This is a genomic window from Jatrophihabitans lederbergiae, assembly GCF_031845305.1.
Taxonomy (GTDB): Bacteria; Actinomycetota; Actinomycetes; order Mycobacteriales; family Jatrophihabitantaceae; genus Jatrophihabitans_A; species Jatrophihabitans_A lederbergiae.
This window is the reverse complement of record NZ_JAVREH010000013.1, coordinates 38,200-61,479: the sequence shown is the minus strand read 5'-3', so window position 1 is coordinate 61,479 and position 23,280 is coordinate 38,200. Positions and strand designations below refer to the sequence as shown.

At 66.9% G+C, this 23,280-nt stretch carries 23 protein-coding genes and 1 pseudogene; 15 read left to right on the top strand and 9 right to left on the bottom strand.

Features of this window, described 5'->3' with window-relative positions; translation table 11 throughout:
- Positions 1-84 precede the first annotated feature (84 nt).
- Entirely contained in the window at positions 85-1,554 is a 1,470-nt protein-coding gene (locus tag RM423_RS11750; protein WP_311423222.1) for a sensor histidine kinase, read from the bottom strand.
- Positions 1,551-2,060, bottom strand: a pseudogene (locus RM423_RS11745) (winged helix-turn-helix domain-containing protein); the annotation flags it as partial. The gene RM423_RS11750 and the pseudogene RM423_RS11745, both read right to left, overlap by 4 nt.
- Here RM423_RS11745 and RM423_RS11740 point away from each other — a divergent pair.
- The 6 genes from RM423_RS11740 to RM423_RS11715 all read left to right on the top strand — a co-directional run bounded on the left by RM423_RS11740 (position 1,999) and on the right by RM423_RS11715 (position 7,662).
- Positions 1,999-2,379 carry a DUF5305 family protein gene (locus RM423_RS11740; RefSeq protein ID WP_311423221.1) on the top strand — a complete coding sequence of 127 codons (381 nt, stop codon included), beginning with the start codon at positions 1,999-2,001 and terminating at the stop codon, positions 2,377-2,379. The pseudogene RM423_RS11745 and the gene RM423_RS11740 overlap by 62 nt on opposite strands.
- Positions 2,380-2,895: 516 nt before the next feature.
- Positions 2,896-3,894 (top strand): hypothetical protein, encoded by a 999-nt coding sequence (locus RM423_RS11735; RefSeq protein WP_311423220.1) that lies wholly within the window; start codon positions 2,896-2,898, stop codon positions 3,892-3,894.
- A 65-nt stretch (positions 3,895-3,959) separates the two neighbouring features.
- Positions 3,960-5,189: a glycosyltransferase gene (locus RM423_RS11730; RefSeq protein WP_311423219.1), complete on the top strand. Its 1,230-nt coding sequence runs from the start codon at positions 3,960-3,962 to the stop codon at positions 5,187-5,189.
- The gene (locus tag RM423_RS11725) at positions 5,186-6,832 is read left to right on the top strand and encodes an ArnT family glycosyltransferase (RefSeq protein WP_311423218.1); all 1,647 of its coding nucleotides are present in this window, start codon (positions 5,186-5,188) and stop codon (positions 6,830-6,832) included. Before RM423_RS11730 ends, RM423_RS11725 begins: the two co-directional genes overlap by 4 nt.
- A gap of 2 nt (positions 6,833-6,834) precedes the next feature.
- Positions 6,835-7,092, top strand: a complete 258-nt coding sequence (locus tag RM423_RS11720; protein ID WP_311423217.1) for a hypothetical protein — start codon at positions 6,835-6,837, stop codon at positions 7,090-7,092.
- Positions 7,093-7,122: 30 nt separating this feature from the next.
- Complete coding sequence (locus RM423_RS11715; protein WP_311423216.1) at positions 7,123-7,662, top strand: hypothetical protein; 540 nt, start codon at positions 7,123-7,125, stop codon at positions 7,660-7,662.
- 163 nt (positions 7,663-7,825) lie between these two features.
- Here RM423_RS11715 and RM423_RS11710 read toward each other — a convergent pair whose 3' ends face one another.
- From RM423_RS11710 to RM423_RS11700, 3 genes are read right to left on the bottom strand one after another with little or no spacing between them, the layout of a single operon-like run.
- Positions 7,826-8,071: an AAA family ATPase gene (locus RM423_RS11710; protein WP_311423215.1), complete on the bottom strand. Its 246-nt coding sequence runs from the start codon at positions 8,069-8,071 to the stop codon at positions 7,826-7,828.
- A 2-nt stretch (positions 8,072-8,073) separates the two neighbouring features.
- Positions 8,074-8,367 (bottom strand): ATP-binding protein, encoded by a 294-nt coding sequence (locus RM423_RS11705; RefSeq protein WP_311423214.1) that lies wholly within the window; start codon positions 8,365-8,367, stop codon positions 8,074-8,076.
- 60 nt (positions 8,368-8,427) lie between these two features.
- A complete protein-coding gene (locus tag RM423_RS11700; protein ID WP_311423213.1) occupies positions 8,428-8,718 on the bottom strand; it encodes a hypothetical protein in 291 nt (96 codons plus the stop codon).
- Between the two features lie 407 nt (positions 8,719-9,125).
- Here RM423_RS11700 and RM423_RS11695 point away from each other — a divergent pair, with 407 nt between their 5' ends.
- From RM423_RS11695 to RM423_RS11685, 3 genes are all read left to right on the top strand, one after another.
- Complete coding sequence (locus tag RM423_RS11695) at positions 9,126-9,377, top strand: hypothetical protein (protein ID WP_311423212.1); 252 nt, start codon at positions 9,126-9,128, stop codon at positions 9,375-9,377.
- Between the two features lie 115 nt (positions 9,378-9,492).
- Positions 9,493-10,893: a DUF4331 domain-containing protein gene (locus tag RM423_RS11690; protein ID WP_311423211.1), complete on the top strand. Its 1,401-nt coding sequence runs from the start codon at positions 9,493-9,495 to the stop codon at positions 10,891-10,893.
- A 240-nt stretch (positions 10,894-11,133) separates the two neighbouring features.
- Positions 11,134-11,505, top strand: coding sequence for a hypothetical protein (locus RM423_RS11685; protein ID WP_311423210.1), 372 nt, complete (start codon positions 11,134-11,136; stop codon positions 11,503-11,505).
- A 57-nt stretch (positions 11,506-11,562) separates the two neighbouring features.
- On the opposite strand, the gene soxR is transcribed toward RM423_RS11685, so the two are convergent.
- Positions 11,563-12,009, bottom strand: a complete 447-nt coding sequence (gene soxR / locus RM423_RS11680) for a redox-sensitive transcriptional activator SoxR (RefSeq protein ID WP_311423209.1) — start codon at positions 12,007-12,009, stop codon at positions 11,563-11,565.
- A gap of 54 nt (positions 12,010-12,063) precedes the next feature.
- Between soxR and RM423_RS11675 the strand changes: the two genes are divergently transcribed.
- Both RM423_RS11675 and RM423_RS11670 read left to right on the top strand, forming a co-directional pair.
- Positions 12,064-12,750 carry a transketolase gene (locus RM423_RS11675; protein ID WP_311423208.1) on the top strand — a complete coding sequence of 229 codons (687 nt, stop codon included), beginning with the start codon at positions 12,064-12,066 and terminating at the stop codon, positions 12,748-12,750.
- A complete protein-coding gene (locus RM423_RS11670; protein ID WP_311423207.1) occupies positions 12,750-13,694 on the top strand; it encodes a transketolase family protein in 945 nt (314 codons plus the stop codon). Before RM423_RS11675 ends, RM423_RS11670 begins: the two co-directional genes overlap by 1 nt.
- Positions 13,695-13,900: 206 nt before the next feature.
- Here RM423_RS11670 and RM423_RS11665 read toward each other — a convergent pair whose 3' ends face one another.
- From RM423_RS11665 to RM423_RS11655, 3 genes are read right to left on the bottom strand one after another with little or no spacing between them, the layout of a single operon-like run.
- The gene (locus RM423_RS11665; protein WP_311423206.1) at positions 13,901-15,091 is read right to left on the bottom strand and encodes a metal-dependent hydrolase family protein; all 1,191 of its coding nucleotides are present in this window, start codon (positions 15,089-15,091) and stop codon (positions 13,901-13,903) included.
- Entirely contained in the window at positions 15,088-16,803 is a 1,716-nt protein-coding gene (locus RM423_RS11660) for a hydantoinase B/oxoprolinase family protein (RefSeq protein ID WP_311423205.1), read from the bottom strand. Before RM423_RS11660 ends, RM423_RS11665 begins: the two co-directional genes overlap by 4 nt.
- 6 nt (positions 16,804-16,809) lie before the next feature.
- Positions 16,810-18,858 carry a hydantoinase/oxoprolinase family protein gene (locus tag RM423_RS11655; RefSeq protein WP_311423204.1) on the bottom strand — a complete coding sequence of 683 codons (2,049 nt, stop codon included), beginning with the start codon at positions 18,856-18,858 and terminating at the stop codon, positions 16,810-16,812.
- Between the two features lie 440 nt (positions 18,859-19,298).
- Here RM423_RS11655 and RM423_RS11650 point away from each other — a divergent pair, with 440 nt between their 5' ends.
- The 4 genes from RM423_RS11650 (at position 19,299) to RM423_RS11635 (ending at position 23,280) form a co-directional block, all read left to right on the top strand.
- The gene (locus tag RM423_RS11650) at positions 19,299-19,613 is read left to right on the top strand and encodes a hypothetical protein (RefSeq protein ID WP_311423203.1); all 315 of its coding nucleotides are present in this window, start codon (positions 19,299-19,301) and stop codon (positions 19,611-19,613) included.
- 49 nt (positions 19,614-19,662) lie between these two features.
- Positions 19,663-20,694 (top strand): sugar ABC transporter substrate-binding protein, encoded by a 1,032-nt coding sequence (locus RM423_RS11645; RefSeq protein WP_311423202.1) that lies wholly within the window; start codon positions 19,663-19,665, stop codon positions 20,692-20,694.
- 73 nt (positions 20,695-20,767) lie between these two features.
- The gene (locus tag RM423_RS11640) at positions 20,768-22,282 is read left to right on the top strand and encodes a sugar ABC transporter ATP-binding protein (RefSeq protein ID WP_311423201.1); all 1,515 of its coding nucleotides are present in this window, start codon (positions 20,768-20,770) and stop codon (positions 22,280-22,282) included.
- Positions 22,279-23,280: an ABC transporter permease gene (locus RM423_RS11635; RefSeq protein ID WP_311423200.1), complete on the top strand. Its 1,002-nt coding sequence runs from the start codon at positions 22,279-22,281 to the stop codon at positions 23,278-23,280. Before RM423_RS11640 ends, RM423_RS11635 begins: the two co-directional genes overlap by 4 nt.

Sequence of the window (23,280 nt, the reverse complement as noted above, 5' to 3'; positions counted from 1 at the left end):
CGCCCCGCACGGGCTCACGGTCTGGCCGCTGCCCGGCCGCTACTCACTCGGCCACACCGGCATCCTGCGCTGACCGGTTGGTGACTAGGTGGGGCCAGCGGTGACGCGGCGGTGGCCGCTGTCGGGGGGTGCTGTCAGCGGCAAGGTGATGGTGAAGGTGGCGCCGGGAAGGGGGCCGGTGGGGGTGAGGTGGAGGTCGCCGCTGTGGGCTTTGATGAGTTCCCGGGCGATCGCTAGGCCCAGCCCGGTTCCGCCGTGGTCGTGGTCGCGGGCGTCATCCAGGCGGGTGAACCGACCGAAGATGGCCTCTGCCTGGTCCGGCGGGATGCCGGGGCCGTCGTCGGCGATGGTGATGATGGCGTGGTCCGCGGTGTGGGTGAGGGCGAGCTGGATGCGGGCGCGGGCGTGACGGGTGGCGTTGTCGCCGAGGTTGCTTAAGGCTCGAGCGAGTTGGGCGGGGTCGGCCTGCACGCAGACGGGTTCGAGCGCGGCGAGGGTGATGTCGTGGGTGTGCTGTTCACGCAGTCGGGCGGCTTCGGTGAGGAGCAGGTCATCGAGGTCGACGCCGCTGTGGTGGGCCAGCAGCTGGCGGGAGTCGGCGCGAGCGAGCAGCAGCAGGTCGTTGACGAGCAGGGTCATCGATTCGGTTTGGCTCAGCACCAGCCGGGTGGTCGCGACCCAGTCGGTCTGCTCGGGGTGGGTCAGGGCGACCTCGGCGCGGGTTCGCAGGGTCGTCAGCGGGGTGCGGAGTTCGTGGGCGGCGTCGGCACTGAAGCGCCGTTGCTGCTCGGCTGCCCGTTGCAGTCGGGTGAGCATGTCGTTCATGGTGTGGGCCAGGCGGGCGATCTCATCTTGGGTTCGCGGTTCGGGTACCCGGGCGGACAGGTCGTAGCTGGTGATCGACGCCGTCCGGGCACGGATCGCTTCCACCGGACGTAACGCTGTCCCGGCCACCGCCCAGGTGGATCCGGCCACGAGCAGCAGCAGCAGCGGAAGCCCGATGATAAGCAGGGCACTGGTCGTGCTGGTCGTCTGATCGATGGATCGGGTGGAGGTGGCGACATAGACGAGGTAGGTTCGCGTGCTGGTAGGCACCCGCAGGGCGACGACGCGGAACGCTTCCCCAGTGGAGCCCACGGCCAGGTTATGGCTGGTCCGGATCACCGGGTTCGCGCCGCTCGGCGGCGGCCCGCTCAACGGCGGCTCGCCGACGATGTTGCTGCTGCTGGCCAGGACCACACCCTCGGGCGTCACGACCTGCACCAGCGACGCGTCCTGCCCGGTGGTGGCCACGGTTGCCGGCAGACTGCCGGCACGCAGCTGCCCGGCGATATCGCGCGCCCGCAGCAGCGCGGTGTCATCGACGCCGTGGGTGAGCGAGCGCCGCAGCAGCACCACCAACGCCACGCCGCCAACAGCGAGGGCGATCGCGACGACCACGCTCGCGGCCAGGGTGGCGCGCATCCGCACGCCGGCCCAGCGCCCGAGCATGCCCCGCCCGCGCCACCGCGCAGCGGATGAACCTGTCGGAGTGGACGTCGGGGTAGGCGTCATACCGGGTCGTCCTCGTCCGGGTCGGTGAGCCGGTAACCCGCGCCGCGCAGGGTCTGCAGCGACGCGGTCCCGAACGGGGCGTCGAGTTTGCGCCGCAGCCGGGCGATGTAGACCTCGACGATGTTCAGTTCACCGTCGAAGTGGGTGTCCCAGACGTGATGCACGATGTCGGTCTTGCTGATCACCTCGTCTCTATGGCGCAGCAGAAACTCGGTCAACGCGAACTCCCGCGCCGTGAGGATCACCTCAACCTCGCCGCGCCAGCAGCGGCGGGCGGCCGGGTCAAGGCGTAACGTGCCCGAACTCAGCAGCGGGCTCGGGTCGCCTTGACGTCGGCGCAACAGCGCCCGTAGCCGAGCCAGCAGCACCAGGTAGGAGAACGGTTTCGTCAAGTAATCGTCGGCGCCCAAATCGAGGGCGTCGGCCTCGTCATGCTCACCGTCCTTGGCCGTCAGCATCAGCACCGGGGTGGGATCGCCTGCTGTTCGCAGCCGGCGGCATACCTCGGCAATCCGGCGCCGCTACGCACCGCTGCTGGCCGCGGTCCAGCCCATCACGACCCCACCGAATTCACCGGTCATCGAGGTCAACGCATTCACCACCCTCGCGACACTGGCCGAACGCTGCGGCCAACTGGTGCTGCACTGGTCACGCAGCGGCATGGACACCTTCCTCGTGCTGGACGAGGGCACCACCTACCGCTACCGCACCGGTGCGGCGGACGACGTAGCCACAACACAGCATCTTGGGCATCCGTCGACACCCGCGGCGAGAACCACGAATACGGGTCTGCCCACACTCCCGTTGACTCTCCGGGGTAAGTAGTCGTTGACTCTCCGGAGTAAGGCGCGCGCGGTGATATCGGCGCTAGCGGCGCGAGGCAGGGTGTGATAATTGTCACCGCAACTATACGGCGCCGGCCACCCAGTTCATGCAACCACGGAGGTCGGGTTCATCCTGATCACGATAGCCATCGGTCGACACTCACCGTTACCGCGGTGAAACGCTCTGCCACCCACTCTTGCTCGATTGTGATGACCGTCACGGCAGCTGACGGTATTGCCGTACCCCGGGGCCGGGGAGAGCCGCGTTATGTCGAGGTCGGGGCGCCACACCATGCTGCGCCGCCAGTGCCGGGCGACAAAGTACCAGCCGTTCTGTGTCGTGCGATTTAACGGCTACTGGCTTAGATTGCCCAGCGTAAGAAGGGTAACGGCACCGATCGGTCCAGTACCGTGGAGAGCGCATGCAGCCGGGCCGATGGTCCGGCTGTAAGCGCTATCCGCTTGCCATGTGAAACACCACAGGTGCGGTCGCGCCGCCCACGGGGGAAATATCAGAATGACTCTACGGCTTGACAACCATGCCAAAAACAAGATCATCCGTAGTCGGGGAGCGGTCGCCGGTCTCGCGATCGTGCTCGGCACGCTGGCCACCGGCAGCCTGACCGCAGCGGCAGACGCCCAGCCCGGAACCCGATGCGATGTTGTCGGAAAGCACCTGCCCCGGCCGTGCCCGACGAGCTCGGGCGGGCACCCGACGGGCGCTCCGACGCCGGTCAGCACCGCGCCGGGTACCGGGTCGAGCTCGACGGCCCGGGGCACTGGAACGGGGCCGGCGTTTCCCGGCGCCAGGGTTACCGCTGCGCCGGTCACTCAGCCGCCGGTCACTCAGCCGCCGGTCACCGCGGCTCAGCCGGTGACCACCGCCCAACCGCTGGTCACCGTTCAGCCGCCCGTCACCGCTCAGCCGGTGACCACCGCTCAGCCGGTGACCACCGCAGGGTCATCGGTGTCGCAGCCCGGGACAGCTGGTACGTCCGGTTCGTCGTCGACAGCAACCAGGTCACCAGCAACCACCTCGGCAGCAACCACGTCGGTATTGCCGGCCGGGACAGCAGTGGGCGCCAACTCGTCGGCAACACCAGGCGGTGCCATCGCAACCAGCCCGAGCGTCTCCGCGGGCGGTTACCCACTCAAGGACGCGGCCGTTCCCCGATGGCTGCAAGGCCAGAGCGGGTCAGCTACCCCGGTTTCCGCCTCACTATCGGCCGGCTCGCTCCCCCGCGCCGGTGACGCGGCGGCGTCGGAAGCTGGGGGAGCGGGCTCGAGCACCGCCGCAGCTGCCACGACATCGCCACAAGCCGGCTCGGCCGTCGCACCGGCGGCGAAGTCCGCGGCACCGGTGGCCGGCCGCGCGTCCTCGGCCAGCGGCATCTCGGTTGCCGCGCCGGGAGCGGCCGCGCTGAGCGCTCTTGCTTTGGGGCTATTGCTGTCCTCGAGCGTCCGGCGGCGACGCCAGGATCGATCGACCCGCAGCGCCGCCGTCCGGGTGCTGTGAGCGCCGAGATGTCCAGTTGGCTTGTCACAGTGGCGGTGCTCTTGTGCACCGCGATCCTGTTCACGATGGCGGCGACCACCCTGTGGTGGATGCTGCATGCCTGGCGCACGCCGGAGACCCTTTCCAGCACTGGGTTCAGCGGCCCGATCGATGCGCCACGGTTGTCCTTCAGCCTGCTCGTTCCGGCTCGGCACGAGCAGGCAGTGTTGGCCCGAACCCTCATCCGGCTGGCCGAGTCGCAGCATCCGGACGTGGAGGTCATCGCGATCATCGGTCACGACGATCCGGAAACCGAGATCCAGGCGCGGGTCGCCGAGAATGCCTTTCCGCACCGGATACGAGTGGTCATCGACCACTCCTGGCCGAAGAACAAGCCGAAGGCACTGATGACCGCGTTGCCGGAGTGTCGAGGCGAGATCATCGGGGTCTTCGATGCCGAGGACGATGTCGACGTTCGACTGCTTCGCTTCGTCGATTCCGCCTTCCGGCGAACCGGTGCCGACATCGTTCAGTCCGGAGTCCAGCTGATCGACTTCCGAGCTCGCTGGTTCAGCGTCCGCAACTGCCTGGAGTACTTCTTCTGGTTCCGCAGCAGGCTGCACCTGCAGGCCGAGCACGGCTTCATCCCGCTGGGCGGCAACACGGTCTTCGTTCGCGCCGATCGGCTGCGCGCGGCCGGCGGCTGGAACACCGAATGCCTCGCGGAGGACTGCGAATTGGGCGTTCGGATGTCAAGCCTGGGTGCCCGGACGGTGGTGGCTTACGACCCGCATGTCGTGACCCGGGAAGAGACCCCGCCGTCGGTTCGCGCGCTGCTCAAACAGCGCACCCGATGGAATCAGGGCTTCCTGCAGGTCTATCGCGCCGGGCTGTGGCGAGCTCTGCCACGGCGACGCCGGATCCTCGCCCGGTTCACGCTCGCCCAGCCGTTCCTGCAGGCCTTCGCCGGGCTGGCGGTGCCCGCCTCGATCGCGATGGTGCTCTGGGCGCGGGTTCCGGTCGCGGTGGCGTTGTTGTCGTTCTTACCGGCCATTCCGGTGCTGGCGACGGTGGCATTCGAGATCGCCGGCCTGCGTGATTTCTGCCGGTCCTACTACGTCCGGCCCCGGCTCAGCGATTATCTCCGGCTGGTGCTCGGCACGGTCCCGTATCAGCTGATCCTGTCGGCGGCCGCTGTGCGAGCAGTGATTCGCGAGCTGGTCGGTCAGCGCGGCTGGGAGAAGACCGAGCATGTCGGCACGTTCCTCGGCGAGGACGTCGATGGAAACAGTGAATCGGGGCTGGTGACCACATGACGACACTGGATGAGCGTCCATCCTCGGCAACCGCGATCCCGGCGCCGGGCGACTACGCCGCTCGCGGCCGGTGGCCGAGTTTCGGTCGCGCTCAGTTGGTCGGCGCGGTCGCGCTGCTAGCCGTGCTCGCGCTGCTGGTGCTGACTCACGTACGGGGCCTGGCCGGCTCGCCGTCGTTCGAGGACGACGAGGGCACCTACGTCTCTCAGGCCTGGTCCGTGCTGGTGCAACACCGGCTGGCGCCTTACACCTACTGGTATGACCACCCGCCGCTCGGCTGGATACAGCTTGCCGGTTGGTTCGGCCTGACCGGCGGTCTCAACCACGGGGCCGCCGTGCTGTCGGCACGATGGTTCGCGCTGGTGTGCGCGGTTCTCACCGCCGCCCTGACGTGGCTGGTGGCTCGTCGTGCCGGAGTGGGCCGGATAGGTGCGACGATGGCCGTCCTTGCCCTGGCGGTAAGTCCACTGGCCGTGGTGCAACAGCGGCTCGCGCTACTGGACAACACCGCAATGCCCTGGCTGCTCGGCTCATTTGCGCTCGTGCTGTCTCCGCGCCGCAGGATGTGGGCCGCGGCGGGTGCCGGTGCGTGCTTCGCTGTGGCGGTGCTCACCAAGGAGACCACGTTGCTGTTCGCGCCGGCGCTGGCGGTGGCCGTCCTGGCGCATGCCGACCGGCGGACCCGCTCGTTCACGGTCACCGCGATCACCAGCAGCGCCGTGCTGTTGTTGATCTTCTATCCGCTGTACGCGGCGCTGAAGGGTGAGCTGCTGCCTGGCTCCGGACACGTCAGCCTGTTCGACGCGATTCGCTTCCAGCTGTACGGGCGGCCATCCACCGGCAATCCACTCGCGGCCGATTCGCTGGGACATCAGGTGGTTCTCGGCTGGCTCGACACCGACCGGGTGTTGCCGATCACCGGCGTACTCGCGGCGGTCGCCTTGCTGTTCCTGCGCCGGTTGCGTTTCGTTGCGGTAGCGGTGCTACTGCCGGTGTTGTTCGCGCTGCGTCCGGGCTATCTGCCGATGGCCTACGTCATCGGCCTGTTGCCGTTCTTGGCGCTGGCCGTCGGTGCCGTGTTCGATCTACTGGTGTCCGCGGGTATGCCTCGCGCGGCCACCAACCCACTCGCCGCAACCGATTCCGGCAGCCACCGCAGGCAACTGACCCGGGCGGCGAGTGCGCTACTGGCCTGCGCGGCGGTAGTCGCGGCGGCAGGTTACGTCGCGCCGAAGTGGTCGGACGCAGATACCTACGTCGCGCACCAGAACGCCAATGACTATACTTTGACGGCCGAAAACTGGGTTTCAGGGCACCTTGCGCACCGCTCACGGATCATTGTCGACAACAGTGTCTGGACCGATCTGGTGCGGCGCGGCTTCAACCCGAACCTCGGCGTCATCTGGATGTACAAGCTCGACTACGCCACCAACCTGGACCCCTCGGTGCGACGGGCGCTGCCCGCCGGCTGGCGCGACTGCGACTACGTGCTCGTGACGCCGGTGCTGCGGGCAGCCGTCAGCAACACCCCCGGTGGTCTTCCTGAAATCCGTGACGCGCTGAATCACAGCCGGCTGGTGACCTCTTTCGGCACCGGAGCCGACCGCGTCGAACTCCGGAAACTTCTCAAGACGGGAATTTGATCATGACCGATACTTACCTCGACTCCAGCGCGGCGACGACGTCCGCCGTGACCACACCTGCCGCGGCCGATGTCCCGGCGGCGACGCCGGCCTATCCAGAGTTCAATTCGCAGCGGCGCGGCTACGATCGCGCGCAGGTCGATGAGTATGTGACCGAGCTGCGCCGGTTTTTGGCCGACGCTGAAACGCGAGCCGCCGAGGCACATACCCGGGCAGAGGAACTCAGCCGACTGCTGCGAGTAGCGGCCGCCGCTCAGTAAGATCGCATTGCGATCGTGGGGAAAAATCATTTGGCTGAAGTCGCCGCAGGCAGGGCCGCGTTGCTGCGTACGTTCCAGTGGCACGGGGGTCACGCTGACGTATGGCGCGTCTTCCGCGACGCGGATGCGTTCGAGCGTGTCGTGGCAGGCATGGTGGCGCCGTTTCGCACCGCGTCGATTACGGCGGTCGCGGGCATCGAGTCACGAGGATTCCTGCTCGGCGGTGCCGCAGCCATCCAACTCGGCGTCGGGTTCATCGCGATTCGCAAAGGCGGATCACTGTTCCCCGGCGACAAGGCTCGCCTGACCACCCCCCGCGACTACCGCGGACACAACCACGAACTGCTCATCCAACGCGACAGCGTTCATGCCCGCGACCGCGTCCTACTCGTCGATGACTGGGCGGAAACCGGCAGCCAAGCCAGCACCGTCCAACAGCTCGTTCGTAGCTGCGGAGCGGTACTCGTCGGCACCTCACTCATGATCGATCAACTCGACGAGACCACCCGCGCCGACCTCACGAACGTCGCCTCCCTGGTGCGCTTCACCGACCTGCCAGCCCTGGACTGACGTGCGCTCATCTGCGTCACGCCGCGCCTGACCGGGGTTGACCTCGGTGGCTCTTGCGCCATAGATGGAACGGCAAACTGCACACCACGATAGCCCGAAACTAGCGGCGAGACGACGACTCATTTATGGCACCGATTGGTGTCGGTAGCGGATCGTCATCCGGTCAGAGCGCCGACTGGATGTGGCTTTCGACCGCCGTGGCGCGAGTCGGGACGTCGCCAGGCGCGATGTCGACAAGTCTGAACCCGTGCTCTCGGTAGGTCGCTTCGTGGATGCGCTCGAACTCCAACGAGTCCGCGTAGCTGATCCGCCGAGCCGCGGTCGCGGTGACGAACCCGAGCGGGCGTAGTAAGAACACATCCTGCTCGAAGATCTTGTCCTTGACCACGCGGGCGATCTCATCGTTCAAGATCAGCGAACGGGCCGTTGCAAGTACCGCGCGAGGGCCAGGGAGCACAGCGGTGATCGGTCGAAGATCCGCACTGTGCCGTTGTCGCCAGCTTCGAGTTGGCGTTGCCGCTGCAGCTCGACGACCTGATCGAGGAAGTCTTCGCGTTCCCGCGGCTCATCGACTCCACGCGCCTGCTGTTTGGCGATGACGTCCGTCGCTGCCTCCGCCACCACGACGTAGCCCCGCTGCCCGAGTGCAGCCGCAACGGTGGTCTTGCCGCACCCCGGTGCGCCGGTAAGCACATAGCGCCTCATTGCAGGTCTCCTTCAATGTCAGTCGAGGTCGTGTGCAGTCCGTCAGGTGGGTGGGCAGCGTCATGTTGGAGCTGGCTGCCAACTCAGGCTCGCTGTCCAGCAGGCGGAGCTGCGGCGGTGTGAAGCGTCGAGTACGCCGTCGGAGCAGGCGCCCGGCGAGTGCGCAGGCTGCTCACGGGCGGACGCGGGATCAAGGTCCTCGAGAACTCGCAGGACGTCGGCCCATCGCTGCCGGTGCTCGGGCCCGTCGGTGAAGCGGGCCATCACCGTTTGTAGTGCGCGAGCGGCGCCATCGGCCGGAACAGGACCGACGGGCAGTTCGAGGAGCATGGCTGTCTGTGCTGACGACATGTCCTCAGCGTAGGCCCGGAACGTTTCGGTATGCGCCGAAGTGTGGACGCTATGTGCTTGGGCAACTGTGCCGGGTGACCATGGACGAGCGGCGCATGCAGCTGCCATTACGCCGAGCCGTGGTGCGCGATGTCCTTATTATTTCACGGTATCTGTACGGCGGAGGGTGTAGATCACCTAACAGTAGATTGGAGGTCCCCGGCTGCCTGGTCAGCCCAGTTCAGAGTTGCGTGGTTCGTAATCTGGCGGGACACTTCGATTTCGCGGGGGACGTGTGTTGGCCGGAAGCAGATGGGGGACTCGGTAGCAGCGGCGGCATCGCCCGAATGTGCCCTATAGGTCATGGTGCTGGCTTCAAACTGCCGGCGACAGTGACGCCCGATGCGGTTTTTCCGGAAGGTGTGGCAATGACTGATTCCACTCGACGCGGTTTCTTGGCCATGGCAGGCGCTGGAGCCGCCGCTGTCGGCGTCGCGGCTCTGGCCCCGGCGGCCGATGCCTCGACGCCCAGCAGCAGCAAGGCGGTCACCGTGACCGGCCCCGTTGTCGCGTACATCCACGATGTATCCAAGGGCGAGCTGTCGGTGATGATCGGCGAGCGCGAGGTAATCGTGCACGACCATGATCTCGTCAACCGGCTCGCACGGGCAGCTTCTTAACCCGTTCCTTCTCACGGGCGGCGACTTGATCCGTTGCCACCGTGCGAATCTCGCGCGTCGCGACGACAACCGGCGACGCCGCCCTGTAAACGTCCAGACCCCAGGAAGGTCAACTATGTCCTCGCATCGTGAAGCGCCGGAAACGTCCAAGGATCCGGTCGCCGACAACACTGACGTGTACGCTTTCATCTCGCCCGACCGACCCGACACGGTCACTCTCATCGCCAACTTCCTGCCCTTGCAGCTTCCGAACGGTGGGCCGAACTTCTACGAGTTCGGAGACGACGTTCTCTACGAGATCCACGTCTCCAACCGCGGTGACGCTCAAGCCGACATCAGCTACCAGTTCCGGTTCACCACCGAAATCCGTAACCCGGATACCTTCCTCTACAACACCGGCCCGATTCTGTCGCTGGGCAGCAAGAACTGGAACCGACCGCAGTTCTACTCGGTCACGCGCGTCACGCGCGGCGGCGACGCACACGTTCTGGCCTCCGGTCTTGCTGTACCGCCGTGCAACGTCGGAGTCCGGAGCACGCCTGACTATGACGACCTGTTCTTCCCGGAGGCACTACATCGACTGCCTGGCGGACGGCGGGTATTCGCCGGCCAGCGAGCGGAAGCGTTCCATGTCGACACCGGGAGTGTCTTCGACCTCGGCACGCTTCGTCCGTTCCAGAGCCACCACCTGATCCCGAGCGCGGATGCGATGGGCATCAACGGCTTGCAGGGCCTGAACGTGCACAGCATCGCCCTGCAGGTTCCGACCAGCGATCTGACGCGCCGGGGCGATGTGCCTGACGCAGACGACGTGCTGGAGTCGAATTCCGTCATCGGCGTATGGGCATCTGCCAGCCGTCCCAAGGTTCGGGTGTATGACGGCGGACCGTCCGGACGCCCCGTCGGGCACGGTCCGTTTCAGCAGGTCTCGCGACTGGCCAACCCGCTGTTCAACGAGCTGCTGGTTCCGATGGCCAAGAAAGATCTGTGGAACACGTTGCCGCCGTCGGCCGATGCCGCGTTCGCGAAGTACGTCGATCATCCCGAACTCGCAGCCCTGTTGCCGGTCCTGTATCCGACTACGTTCCCGCACCTGAAGTCCTACACCAAGGCCCGCGCCGACCTGGATGCCATTCTGCTCACCGGCATCCCGAAGGGAGTCGTGAAGGGATTCCAGAACTACACCGGTGCCACGAAAGCCGACATGCTCCGGTTGAACGTAGCGATTCCACCGGCGGCAAAGCCCAACGAGCTCGGAATTCTCGGTGGGGACCTCGCCGGATTCCCGAACGGGCGACGGGTCCTCGACGACGTCGCGACCATCGAGCTACGAGCCATCGCCGGCCTCACCATTCCGTTGGTCGATCCGAGCTTCCGACCTGATGCTGCAGCCGCGGGAGTCACCGACGGCACCCACAACACGAACGGTGCCTACCCGCGGACCTTCCCCTATCTCGCTACACCCCTTGGCGGCTACCAGTACAAGCCGGGGCCTGTTTCCGTCGACCAAAGCTGATCGACCAAAGCTGATCGACCAAAGCTGATCGACCAAGGCTGCTCGACCAAAGCTGATCGGCCAAGGCTGATCGGCCAAGGCTGATCGGCCAAGGCTGATCGGCCAAGGCTGATCGGCCAAGGCTGATCGGCCAAGGCTGATCGGCCAAGGCTGATCGGCCAAGGCTGATCGGGCAAGCTCAGAACACCGCGGTCCCGGCGGCCAGCAGGCCGCCGGGCACCGCCCATAGGAGCCACGCACATGCCCGAGGACAATACCCATGCCGGCCAAGGATCGGTCGTGCTCGACATCGGGGGCGACATCGGCGCTCTGATCGTCTCGGCGCCGGCGCAACTCGAAGGCGTCGAAATCGAGATTCGACCTACTTCGTCGGACCATTCGACTGGCACGCACGTACACACCCATCACGCATCCGGGCACGAGCACCACCTGCTGCACGTCGCCGTCCTCGGTAGACCCGCCAACGGGCGAATCCTGCATACCGCGGTGTTCGCCGAACTGACCGCTGGTTCCTACGAGCTATATCAACGCGACGGTGGGGCGGTAGCGCTCATCGTGTCTGTCCGCGGCGGTGAAGTCACCCACGCGTCGTGGCCCAGCCAAGAACCATGAGACCCCAACACCGTGATCCCTGAGAACCGGCTACGGCGTCGCTTCCAGCGCAGAGCGCTACTGGACCTCGGTACCGAGCAGCAGTCGCGGCCCGGCGCCGAACTCGGCCGCTACGTCCTGGGCGTTGTAGAGCGCGCAGCGGCGCAGGGAAAGACAGCCGCAGCCGATACACCCGTCCAGCCGGTCTTTGAGCGACTGCAGATCGGCAATGCGCTGGTCGATCGTCGCGCGCCACCGCCGCGACAGCCGGGTCCAGTCGCGCCGCGTCGGCGCTCGACCGTCGGGCAGTGTCGCCAGCGCCGTCTGGATGTCGGCCAGCGGAATCCCCAACTGCCGCGCGGCGCGCACGACGGCCAGCCGGCGCAGTTCGGTGCGGGCGTAGCGCCGCTGGTTGCCCGACGTCCTCGTCGAGCTAATCAGGCCGTTCTGCTCGTAGAAGCGCACCGCGGACACGCTGACGCCCGAACGCGCGGCGAAATCCCCGATGCTGAGCGTGGTCTCCATCGCCTCACCGTAGCGGCTTGACCTCGAGTGCACTTGAGGTATGAGAGTTGCCGCATGAACACGCATGCAACCCGATCCCAGATCATCGACTTCATGGCCCGGCAAACGGGCGACGAAAAACACGACGCCAGTGCCACCTCCGTCCTCGACGTCCTCTCGGCGCTGTACGGTGACGTCCTCGACGTGTCACCCGACGCCTTGGACGACCCTGACCGCGATCGCTTCTATCTGTCCAAGGGGCACGGGCCGATGGCCTACTTCGCGGTGCTGGCCGCGTACGGGTTCTTCGACCCCGACGTGCTGCCGACGTTTCGCGACTACGACTCCCCGCTCGGACTGCACCCGGACCGGCTGCGCGTGCCCGGCGTGGAGATCTCCAGCGGCTCACTCGGCCATGGGTTGGCGCTGGCCGTCGGAACCGCGCTGGCCGTGCGGCTGCACCGGAACACCGGTCGGATGATCGCGCTGCTCGGCGACGCCGAGTTCGACGAGGGCAGCAACGCCGAGGCGATCGCGGTCGCGGGACGCTTCGGCCTGGACGGGCTGACGGCCGTAGTGGTCGACAACCGCAGCGCGAGCCTCGGCTGGCCCGGCGGCATCGGCGCCCGCTTCGCTGTGGAGGGTTGGGGCACGACGACGGTCGAGGGCGGCGACCGCGATGCCCTGGTCACGGCGTTGCGCCATCGCGATCCACGCCGACCGCACGCCGTCGTCGTACGGGTCGCGGACAAGGCCGCCTGATGCGCGTCGCGTTCGTCGATGCCGCTATCGAAGCACTGGACACCCGTGACGATGCGGTGGTTGTGCTGGCGGATATCTCCACCGTCGCCTTCGCCGGCGTGCCGAACCGCCTGCGCGATCGTGTGATCAACGTCGGTATCCGCGAGCAAGCTCTGGTCGGCGTGGCCGGTGGGCTCGCGCTGGCCGGAATGGTGCCGATCGTGCACACCTACGCCACGTTCCTGATCGAGCGTGCGTTCGAGCAGATCAAGCTGGACCTGAGCCATCAGGACGTGCCCGCAGTGCTGGTGTCCATCGGCGCCTCGTACGACGAGCCCGCGTACGGGCGGACGCATCACGCTCCGGGCGACGTCGCGTTGCTGTCGACGCTGGGGGACTGGCACATCGAGGTGCCGTCGGCCGCGGCGGATGTGCGGCCGCTGCTCCTGGACGCGGTGGACCGGCGGGCCCGGACCTACCTGCGGCTCAGCGCGCAGACGGCGGCGCCGTCAACCGGCGGCCTGGCGGTCGTGCGCCGAGGCCGCGACGCGGTGGTGCTCGCCGTGGGACCGCTGCTGGATCGGGTGTGTGCGGCCGTCGACGACCTGGACGTCACGGTGCTGCACGTGCGGACCGTCCGCCCGCTCGACGCCGCCGCCCTCGCGGCCGAGACCGACCGCGTGCTCGCTGCGGGATCGGATTCCGCAGCGACGGTCGTGCTCGTGGAGCCTTACCTCGCGGGCACCGCAGCCGCGCAGATCAACGACGCGCTCGGGCACCGCGCACACCGACTGTTCAGCCACGGCGTGCGCCAGGCTGAGCTGCACCGCTTCGGCACCGTCGCCGATCACGACCGGGCGCACGGCCTCGACACAGACTCCCTGCGGTCCGCCATCACCGCGCAGGTGCACCGGGCCGGCTGCGTCGCGCATCCGGTCGACCAGTCGCAAGAGCCGGCCGAGTAAGAGTCGGCCGCCGAATGCGCCGTCCACCAGCGACTGCGGGGATCGGGACCACGATCGCCTGGTCACCATGCTGGAAACCATCCTCGAAGCTCCGGGCATAGTCCCGGGTAGCAGCCCATCAGCTCTTGCTGAATAGCGCGGTCTTCCTCCGCCGACGCAATCATGGGGCGCCCATGACGTGCCAGCCCGGTACGGCCGCACGCCGGTCAGATCTGGACGCCGCCCTGCAGCACGATTCGCTTGGTCCGGTCGGACCAAAGTACGGCCGGGTTCTCCACCGGGTTGCCGGCTACGATGAGCAGGTCGGCCACGGCGCCCTCTTGGATGCGTCCGAGATCGGACCGACCGATCAGCTCGGCGTTGACCGAGGTCGCCGAGCGCAGTGCGGTCAGCACCCCGTCCAGCTCGACCTGCAGCCGCAGTCCGTTGAGTTGCTCGTCCTCCAGTGCGCCCATCAGGTCGGTGCCGAAACCGACACGCACGCCGGCTGTCCGAGCGAGCTGTACGGCTTCGCGTCCCGCCTCGAGGACCTCGCGGTTCTTCTGTCGCGAGATCGCGGCCATGCCGACATCGGCCCCGCGCCGCTCCATGGCGTCGTAGGTAGCCAAGGTCGGCACCAAGAAGGCGCCGGCGGCTGCCATGGCCGCGGCGGTGTCGGCGTCCAGCAGGTTTCCGTGCTCGATGCTGCGCACCCCGTTGTCGATAGCGTGGCGGATCGCCTCCGACGAGTAGGCGTGCGCCGCGACATAGCTGCCGCGTCGAGCCGCCTCCTCTGTCACGGCGCGTATCTCGTCATCGGAATACTGCGGAATGCGGATCGGATCGGTCAGTGACACGACACCACCCGAGGTCATGATCTTGATGGCGTGGGCACCGCGTCGGAACCGCTCCCGCACGGCTCGCCGAAGCGGGTCCACACCATCGACAACCTCGACGGTGTGCGCGGAACAGCCGCACACGTCACTGTCCGCGGCGCGGACGTCGCCGTGACCTCCGGTCTGGCTCAGCGCCGGACCGGTCCACAGGTAGCGCGGCGCTGGAATCAGGCCCTCGGCAATGGCCCGAGCCAGCCCGGCGTCGCCACCGGAAGGGTCGCGCACAGTGGTGAATCCACGCGCCAGCGCAGCGCCGAGCCGACGGGCTGCGGCCAGTGCGACGTAGCTCAGTGGACGGGACTCCAACGCCAGCATGTCCAGATCGATGCCGTAGGCATGGCAGTGAGCGTCGATGAGCCCCGGCAGCACCGTTCCGCCGCGCGCGTCGAGAATGTGATCGGCTGGCTGCTCCGGTCCACCGACAGCGGCGATGCGGCCATCGACCACATGCACCGGTCCGTCGACGAGCTCATCCGACACCCCGTCGAAGACCAGGGCGTTGACTACCGACAGGGTGCTCACACCGCCTGCTCTCGCCGTAGGCTCGTGGCTTCCCCGTCCACCACGAAGGTCTCTGGATCCACGATCACACCGTACTCCCGCTCGGCGGCCGCAACCGATACGAAGCCGTTGCGCACGTCGTGCGCGACGCGGGCCGGCTCGCGTTGGAACGGATCGCTGTAACCGCCACCGCCCCCGGTGTTGTTCAGCAGCACGTCGCCGGCTTCGAGGTGGTTGTAGCTTCCCCCCTGCACGATCTCGCGGTCGGTTCCCGGGTTCAGCACGACGTGGTTGTTATCGCCCTCGGAGCCGCCAGCGATCGGCCATGGCTTCGTTTTTGTCTTGTACACCAGGCAGATCCCACTGGAGCGCGCGGTGAATCGGTACGCTCGCCCGACGCCGACGCCACCACGGTGCCGTCCCGCGCCGCCGCTGTCGGGCCGATAACCGTAGGACTCGATGAACATCGGGGACTTGGTCTCGAGAACCTCCACCGGGTTGTTGCGGCAGCCAGGCTCGGAGAGGTGCATGATGCCGTCCGCGCCGTCGCCGCCGGCATGTCCACCGAAGCCGACCGCTTCGTTGGTTGCCTCGAGCCACGCCTCACCATTGCGGGGATTGATGCCCAGCCCCATCATCGAGCAGACGTCACCGCCGGAGCAGGCCGGCACGATTTCCGGCATGCCCTGCGCGAGCGCCTTGAGCACCACCTCGCCGCCGATCAAGGCGGTCCACAGTGTGAAGGTCGGCATCGGCGGCACCGCGTGCATGACCGAGCCGGGCTCGGTGATCACCCGCAGCGGCCGGAAGTTGCCCGCCACCACGGATGTGTCGGGAGTAGTCATCGCTTTGAAGATCAGGCTGCAGAAGGCCGCGGTTTGGCCGACCGGCAGGTTGATCGGCCCGCGCACATCCCGGTCGCTGCCGGTCCAGTCGATGATCATCTCGTCATCGGCCACGGTGACGGTCACGTTCATCTTGATCATGCGGTCAAGGTCTATACCGTCGGAGTCGACGAAGTCGTGTGCGGTCCAGGTGCCCTTCGGCAGCTTGGCGAGGGCGAGCCGGGCCAGCTTTTCACCGTGATCGTTGATGGCCTCCATCGCGTTGACGAGCGTCGACGTGCCGTACTTCTCGGCGATCTCCCGTGTCCGGCGCACGCCCGTGAAGCACGCCGACACCTGCGCCTGGATGTCGCCGACAGTGCGCTCCGGTAACCGGCTGTTGAATCGGATGATGTTGAAGATATCCTCGTTCGGCTCGCCGGCGCGATAGAGCATGGTCGCGGGGAAGAACAACCCTTCCTGGTACATGTCAGTGGAGTCCAGGACGTAGCCCGGATCCTTCTGCTTCAGATCGAGCACATGAATCCGGCAGGAAGCGAAACCGACGAGTTCGTCCTCGACATGGACGGGCGCGAACACCAGCGGGTCCAGGGTGTGAGCCGAGGACCAGTACGGATAGTTCAACAGGAAGACGTCGCCCGGTCGCATCTTGTCGACGCCCAGGAACGTCATGGCCTCCTTGATGCCGTGGTCGTTTCCGCGGGTGAACACGGCGATACCCGGGGCGTCGGCGACCACGTCGCCGTTGGCGTCGTGAATGCCGATGCCGTAGTCGTGAATCTCATAAACCACCGTGTTGTAGGCCGTCCGGCACAGGTTGCGGGCCATCTCTTCGGCAGCGGCCAGCAGACCGTGCCTGATGATCTCTGTGGTGATCGAGTCATTCATCGGTGCTCAGGCCTTCCACTCGTTGCCGACGGTGATGATCATCTCGCCGTGCTCGCCTACCGTAAGTCGGTCGGCGGCGTGGATGACGGTCGTGGCGGTGTGCTCGGAGATGACTGCGGGGCCGGCAATCCTGTCGCCGGCCAGCAGGGATTCACGGGTGTACAGCCGGTAGCTCGCCGTCGGTTCGTCGACGGAGAGATACACCGAACGGACGCCGTCCGGCTCGGGTGCACCGGAGCCGCGTGATGCCATCTTCGGCAGGCTCGGCTTGTCGACGATTCCGGTGGCACGCAACCGCATCGTGGTGACCTCGATCGGGTCCTCCATGGTGTGGCCGTACTGACGTTCGTGCAGTTCGGCGAAGGCGGCCTCGACTGCGGTCGCCACGTCGGCAATGCCTTCGGGCACCAACACGGTGACGGTGTGCTCCTGGCCCGCGTAACGGACGTCCACACTGCGGGTGAGGACCTGCTCATCCTCGGCGAAGCCCTCGGTCCCGAGCTGCTCACGCGCTTGCGCTGTCATCGGGTCATAGCTGTCTGCCAGCCGTTCCGCGTTCAGAGCGGCCAGCGGGAAGACCGTCGTGCGCGAGAAGTCGTGCTGGACATCGGCCATCAGCATGCCGAAGGCAGAGAATGCCCCCTGCCCCGGCGGCACGATCACGGTGGGGATACCCAGCTCGTGCGCGACGTCGACGGCGACCAGCCCGCCGCCACCCCCGAAGGACAGCAGCGCGAAGTCCTTCGGATCCCGGCCGATCTCGACGGTGATCGAGCGGACCGCGCCCATGATCTTGGTCGTCGAGATACGCACGATGCCGCGCGCGAGCGCAAGGGCGCTCAGCCCCACCTCGGTCGCCAGCGGTTCGAGCGCGGCAATCGCGAGCTTGTCGTCCAGCGTGAGCCTTCCACCGAGCGGTGTAGCGGTGCCCAGATATCCGATCGCCAGGGCCGCGTCGGTGAAGGTAGGGATGGTGCCGCCGCGGCCGTAAGATGCCGGGCCGGGGTCAGCGCCAGCACTCTGCGGACCGACCTGGAGCGCTCCGGCCCCGTCGAGCCAGGCGATCGAGCCACCGCCCGCGCCGATGGTGTGGATGAACAGCGACGGTGTGTTGATCGGCAACTGCTCGAACTCCGCGCCCTGGTGCAGAACCGGCTTGCCGCCGACGATCAGCGAGGCGTCGAGGCTGGTTCCGCCCATATCGATGGTGATGAGGTTCTGCTCGCCGATCAGCTCGGAGAATGCCGCCGCACCGATCACTCCGCCGGCAGGCCCAGAGAGGATCAGGCTGACGGGCTGCTCCCTCGCCGAACGGGCGGTCATCGCGCCACCGCCCGAGCGCGTCATCAGAAACCGTCCGCTGAACCCACCCGCGGCCAGCTCACCCTCGAGCGTCTCCAGGTATCGACGCACGATCGGCTTGACGTACGCGTCCAGAACGGCAGTGCTGGTCCGCTCGTATTCCCGGTACTCGCGGGACAACTCGTGCGAGAGGGTCACTGCCACGTTCGGTGCCAGCTCTGCCAGGATCTCGCGCATCCGCAGTTCGTGCGCCGGGTTGACGTAGGAATGCAGAAACGCCACCGCGACCGAGTCGTAGCCGCGCTCGGCCACGGTACTGGCCACGACGCGCGCAGCCTCGACATCCAGCGGCTGGTGCACCGAGCCGTCGAACAGGCTGCGTTCGGGCACCTCGAAGGTGTCGTAGCGCTCGAGCAGGGCCGGCCGCGGGCGGTATGTGATGTCGTAGTTCGTCCGACGATCGGTCCGGCCCAGCAGGTACACGTCGCGGAAGCCGAGGGTGCCGATGACGGCGGCGCGGGCGCCGGTGCGGGTGAGCAGCGCATTGAGCCCGAGGGTCGTGCCGTGCGTGAACATTGTGACGTCCGGCAGTTCCGAGTCGGTGACGCCGAAGGCGTCCATCACGCCGGCGGTCGGCGCGGAAGGCGTCGTGGGCACTTTGTCGAAACGTAGCTCGCCGGAGGCCGATGAGAGTTCGACGACATCGGTGAATGTGCCGCCGACATCGATCGCGATGCGGCTGTTGCTGGTCATGGGTTCGCCTTTCATTCGTCGTGCGCACGCCAGGGTGCGACGGAGCGAGGCGGCCATCGCGGCGGATGTGCCGACATCGGCAGTTCGAGGGATTTATGCGCAGCACACCCGGGTGCGGCACGGACCATTCCGTGGCGCGGCGACGTGCTGGTGCAGCAGGCCGACCCAGAAGCCGTTGTCCCTCGGTCACGATGGTGCATGACGAGCCGGTTGCCGGTCAGCCGATTGATCCTCGCCGGTTGGCACGGCGAATCATTCGTACGCTGACACATCGGTATCGAGGGTGTCAACCGACTCGGGTTCAGTCCCGCGCGGAACGAATCCGGCATGCCGGAACGCTGCACATCGAGCTCGCCGGAGGCTGTGCTCGGCGCACATTCGCGCCGTCGTTCACGACGACAGCATTTCGCAATCGACCAGCTAGAACGAGGGGAGCGCCAGTGATCCGCAGTGTCCTCACCCTTCGTGCGGCGACCGGACAGGGCCGTGCGCTCGAAGAGTTCTATGACGAGAAGGGGGTCCTGACGCGTGCCCGGCAGTTCACCGGTTGCCGAGACGCCGTTCTGATGCGGTCCATCAGTGGCACTTCCGCCACCCACCTGGTCATCGCCGACTGGGACGGGCCAGCGGACTACCAGCGGTGGATCGATGATCCCTGGCGCGCTGCTGTGTCCCGGCAGCTCGCCACCCTGCTGGACACCGAGTGGAGCGAACCGATTGTTGGCGCAATTTATCAGTTCGTGACCGCGCGGTGAGTATGTCCACCCACGACTTCCCGCCATTCCTAATGTCTGAGGAGTACCCGTGACACGAGCTGTTCGACTTCTGGCGGTCGGTGCGACCGCCGCCCTGACGCTGACGGCTGCAGCGTGCAGCAAGCCTTCGTCCGGCACGGCCGGAACCACCGGCGCCGCATCCGCGAGTAAGTCAGTATCGCAGGACAAGAAACTGAGCATCGGCTTCCTCGGGTTCGCGAAGGCGAACTCGTTCGCGCAGGCAGGCTGGGCCGGAGTTCAGGAATACGCCGCGGCGCACAACGCGTCGGCGACCTTCCTGGACGCGAACTTCGACGCCCCCACCCAGGTCAACCAGCTGCAGGACGCCGTGACGTCCAAGCGCTACGACGTGGTCATCATCCAGGCCAACGACGGGACGGCCATGGTGAACCCGGTCAAGCAGGCGATCGCCGCGGGCATCACGGTCGTCGCCGAGTTCACCCCCATCGGAGGCCGCTACGACACCGCCGAGCCGCAGGTGCCCGGCACGATCAACATCATCGATCCGCCCACGGTGAACGGCAAGGGACTGGCCAAGCTCGGGATCCAGGCCTGCAAGGCCGCAAACGTCAGCAAGTGCCAGGTGGCCTATCTACAGGGCTTCGCCAACTTCCCGTTGGACACGGCCCGAACCAAAGCAGCAGTCGACGATCTTCGAGCCGGTGGCGCCGAGGTGATCTCCAACCTCGTCGGCGGTTACACCCAGGACAGCGGCCGGACGGCGATGCAGAACCTGTTGCAGGCGCACCCCGGCGTCAACGTGGTGATCGGCTCGTCGCAGGCGTTGGAAGGTGCGGCTCCGCTCGCCAAGGGCAAGAAGATTCAGTTCATCGGCAACGGCGGCTCGACTCAGGCCTTTGCCGCGGTGAACTCCGGAGCCTGGTTTGCGATTTATGACGTACCTGAGAAGGCCGATGGCGCCAAGGCGGCCGAGCTTGGGCTGGACAAGGCGCGCGGAAAGAACGTACCGACGTCCATGGCCACCTGCGACCTGACCAAGTTCGCCTGCCTTGGCACGAAGCAGACGCTTGCCGGGGTCACCGCCGACTACTCGGACTGACACAGCCGAAGCGGGGACGGTGCAGCACGCCGTCCCCGCTCCACTTCACACCGGGGCCCGACTGGAGGACGCGATGACACGTACCGGTAACCGAGCGCCGGCGGTGGCCGTACGCGGAGTCGGCAAGCGCTACAGCGGCGTGTCGGTGCTTCGCGACGTCGACCTGGACATCGCCCCGGGCGAGGTGCACAGCCTCGTGGGGGAGAACGGCGCAGGCAAAAGCACCCTGCTCAAGATTCTGGGCGGCGCGATTCGCGCCGACACCGGCTCCCTACACTTCGACGGCGCGCCGGTGAGCGTCGGCAATCCGCGTGACGCAATCGCCCATGGCGTCAGCCTTATCTCCCAAGAGGGGGCGTTGGTGCCGGTGTTGTCGGTACTCGAGAACGTCTTTCTCGCGCGATGGGCGAATCGTCTGGGATTCCGCCAAGCCCGGGCGGACCGCCGCAGATTCGATGAACTCATCGAGTTCACCGGCTTCGATGTCGATCCACGCGAGCGGGTCGACCGGCTGCCCATCGGAACCCAACAGCAGGTCGAAATCCTGCGTTCGCTGGGTCGCGGCGCACGCGTGTTGGCGCTGGACGAGCCCACCGCCGTGCTGGCCGAGCATGAGAAAGCGAACCTGCTCGAACTCATCCGCCGACTTTCCGCCAATGGGACAACGGTGATCCTGGTATCCCACTTCCTGGACGAGGTGCTCGGGGTCGCCGACCGGGTCACCGTCCTGCGGGACGGCTCGCTCGTCCTGAGCGACGACGTTGCCAACCACACGCCGGGTTCGCTGGTGCGGCACATGGTCGGACGTGAGGTCGACATGCTGTACCCCGAACCGGCGCCGGTGCCGCCGGACGCGCCGGTGCGGCTGTCTGCCAGCGGTCTGCGCAGGGGGCTGGTGCACGATGTCGATCTCACCGTTCGCGCCGGCGAGATCCTCGGCATTGCCGGTCTCGTGGGCAGTGGCCGCACCGAGACGCTGCGGCTGCTGTTCGGCGCCGACAAGGCCGTCGATGGCGTCATCGAGGTCGATGGCACGACGATCACTTCGATGAGCCCGCGTCGCAGCATGTCGGCCGGCGTGGCGTTGGTGCCGGAGTCGCGCAAGGAACAGGGCTTGGTGATGGCCCGCTCCGTACAGGACAACGTCGCATTGGCCTCGCTCGGTGAGCGACGACGGGGACCCTTCGTGCACCGAGCAGCCGAACGTACAGCCGTCGACAATGTCTCCCGCGCGGTGGACATCCGGGTCGCGCGCAAGGATGCCCCTGTCGAGACGCTGTCAGGTGGTAACCAGCAAAAGGCTCTGTTCGCCAAGTGGCTGCTGCGTTCGCCGCGGGTGCTGCTGATCGATGAGCCGACCCGTGGCGTAGACGTCGCGGCCAAAGCACAGATCCACCACCTCATCACCGGGCTCGCAGCTGAGGGAATGGCCGTCATCTGCGTGTCTTCCGAGATCGAAGAGCTGCTCGGGCTCTCGCACCGAGTGCTCGTGCTGCGGCACGGGCGTGCGGTCGGCGACTTCCCCCGCGGCACGCCGCGCGAAGTCGTCATCGCCGCTGCGTTTGGAGACGAAGGAGAAATCACGTGACCATCGACGCTGCCAAGAAGACCAGCGCCGCGCCGCATGCCGACCCGGACGCCAGCGTGCGCCGCGCCTTCCGCGTTCGCGATTACGGCATTGTCGTCGCGGCCGTCGCGATCGTTGTCGCGCTGTCTTTGAGCACCGACACCTTCCTCACCACGGCCAACATGGTCAACCTGCTGGATCAGTGCGCGGTCATCGGTCTGCTCGCGGCCGGCGCGACGGTATGTATCCTCAGCGGAGTTTTCGACCTCACCGCGAGCGCGACACTGGCGCTCTCGGCGATCATCGGGGTCAAGGCGGTCCGGGCGGTCGGTGTTCCGCTCGGATTCGGAACAGCCGTCCTCGCGGGCGCCGTGCTGGGACTGATCACCGGAACCATCGTGGTGCGCAGCGGGGTCAACTCCTTCATCGCCACCCTTGCGACCAGCATCATCTACCGCGGCCTGGCCGTCGTCCTCACCGCGGGTGCGATCGTGTACCCGCTGAGCAGCCAAGGGACCGACTTCGGCGTCCTGACCTGGCCGTCGCTGTTCAACCTCACATCCGCGACCATCCTGTTCATCATCGTCGTCGCCGTCATCGGGATCGTTGTCTCGGCGACCACCTTCGGCCGGCGCGTGTACGCGGTCGGCGGCAACTCCGAGGCTGCTCGCCTTTCCGGCATCAGGGTGGGCCAAATCCACGTCGCCGTATACGTGGTCAGCGGGATGTGCTCGGCGCTGGCCGGTCTCATCCTCGCCTCGCGTGCCGGCTCGGCACAGTCGAGCATGGCGACCGGGTTGGAGCTGTCGGCGATTGCGGCTGCTGTCATCGGCGGCACCAGCATTGTCGGCGGCGAGGGCGCGATCTGGCGTGGGGTTGTGGGGGCATTGTTGCTGACGCTGATCGGCAACGGATTCAACCTGCTGGGCTGGAACACCACCTACCAGCAGGTCGTGCAGGGGTGCTTGATCCTGTTTGCCGTCGGCGTCGATCGGTGGCTGCGCAAGCGGGCTCGCTAG

Bases quoted from the DNA above. Each gene is read 5' to 3' on its own strand.
- RM423_RS11750 (WP_311423222.1), bottom strand. From the start codon at position 1,554: ATGACGCCTACCCCGACGTCCACTCCGACAGGTTCATCCGCTGCGCGG.
- RM423_RS11735 (WP_311423220.1), top strand. From the start codon at position 2,896: ATGACTCTACGGCTTGACAACCATGCCAAAAACAAGATCATCCGTAGT.
- RM423_RS11730 (WP_311423219.1), top strand. From the start codon at position 3,960: ATGGCGGCGACCACCCTGTGGTGGATGCTGCATGCCTGGCGCACGCCG.
- RM423_RS11725 (WP_311423218.1), top strand. From the start codon at position 5,186: ATGACGACACTGGATGAGCGTCCATCCTCGGCAACCGCGATCCCGGCG.
- RM423_RS11720 (WP_311423217.1), top strand. From the start codon at position 6,835: ATGACCGATACTTACCTCGACTCCAGCGCGGCGACGACGTCCGCCGTG.
- RM423_RS11705 (WP_311423214.1), bottom strand. From the start codon at position 8,367: ATGAGGCGCTATGTGCTTACCGGCGCACCGGGGTGCGGCAAGACCACC.
- RM423_RS11700 (WP_311423213.1), bottom strand. From the start codon at position 8,718: ATGTCGTCAGCACAGACAGCCATGCTCCTCGAACTGCCCGTCGGTCCT.
- RM423_RS11695 (WP_311423212.1), top strand. From the start codon at position 9,126: ATGACTGATTCCACTCGACGCGGTTTCTTGGCCATGGCAGGCGCTGGA.
- RM423_RS11690 (WP_311423211.1), top strand. From the start codon at position 9,493: ATGTCCTCGCATCGTGAAGCGCCGGAAACGTCCAAGGATCCGGTCGCC.
- RM423_RS11685 (WP_311423210.1), top strand. From the start codon at position 11,134: ATGCCCGAGGACAATACCCATGCCGGCCAAGGATCGGTCGTGCTCGAC.
- soxR (WP_311423209.1), bottom strand. From the start codon at position 12,009: ATGGAGACCACGCTCAGCATCGGGGATTTCGCCGCGCGTTCGGGCGTC.
- RM423_RS11675 (WP_311423208.1), top strand. From the start codon at position 12,064: ATGAACACGCATGCAACCCGATCCCAGATCATCGACTTCATGGCCCGG.
- RM423_RS11670 (WP_311423207.1), top strand. From the start codon at position 12,750: ATGCGCGTCGCGTTCGTCGATGCCGCTATCGAAGCACTGGACACCCGT.
- RM423_RS11660 (WP_311423205.1), bottom strand. From the start codon at position 16,803: ATGAATGACTCGATCACCACAGAGATCATCAGGCACGGTCTGCTGGCC.
- RM423_RS11655 (WP_311423204.1), bottom strand. From the start codon at position 18,858: ATGACCAGCAACAGCCGCATCGCGATCGATGTCGGCGGCACATTCACC.
- RM423_RS11640 (WP_311423201.1), top strand. From the start codon at position 20,768: ATGACACGTACCGGTAACCGAGCGCCGGCGGTGGCCGTACGCGGAGTC.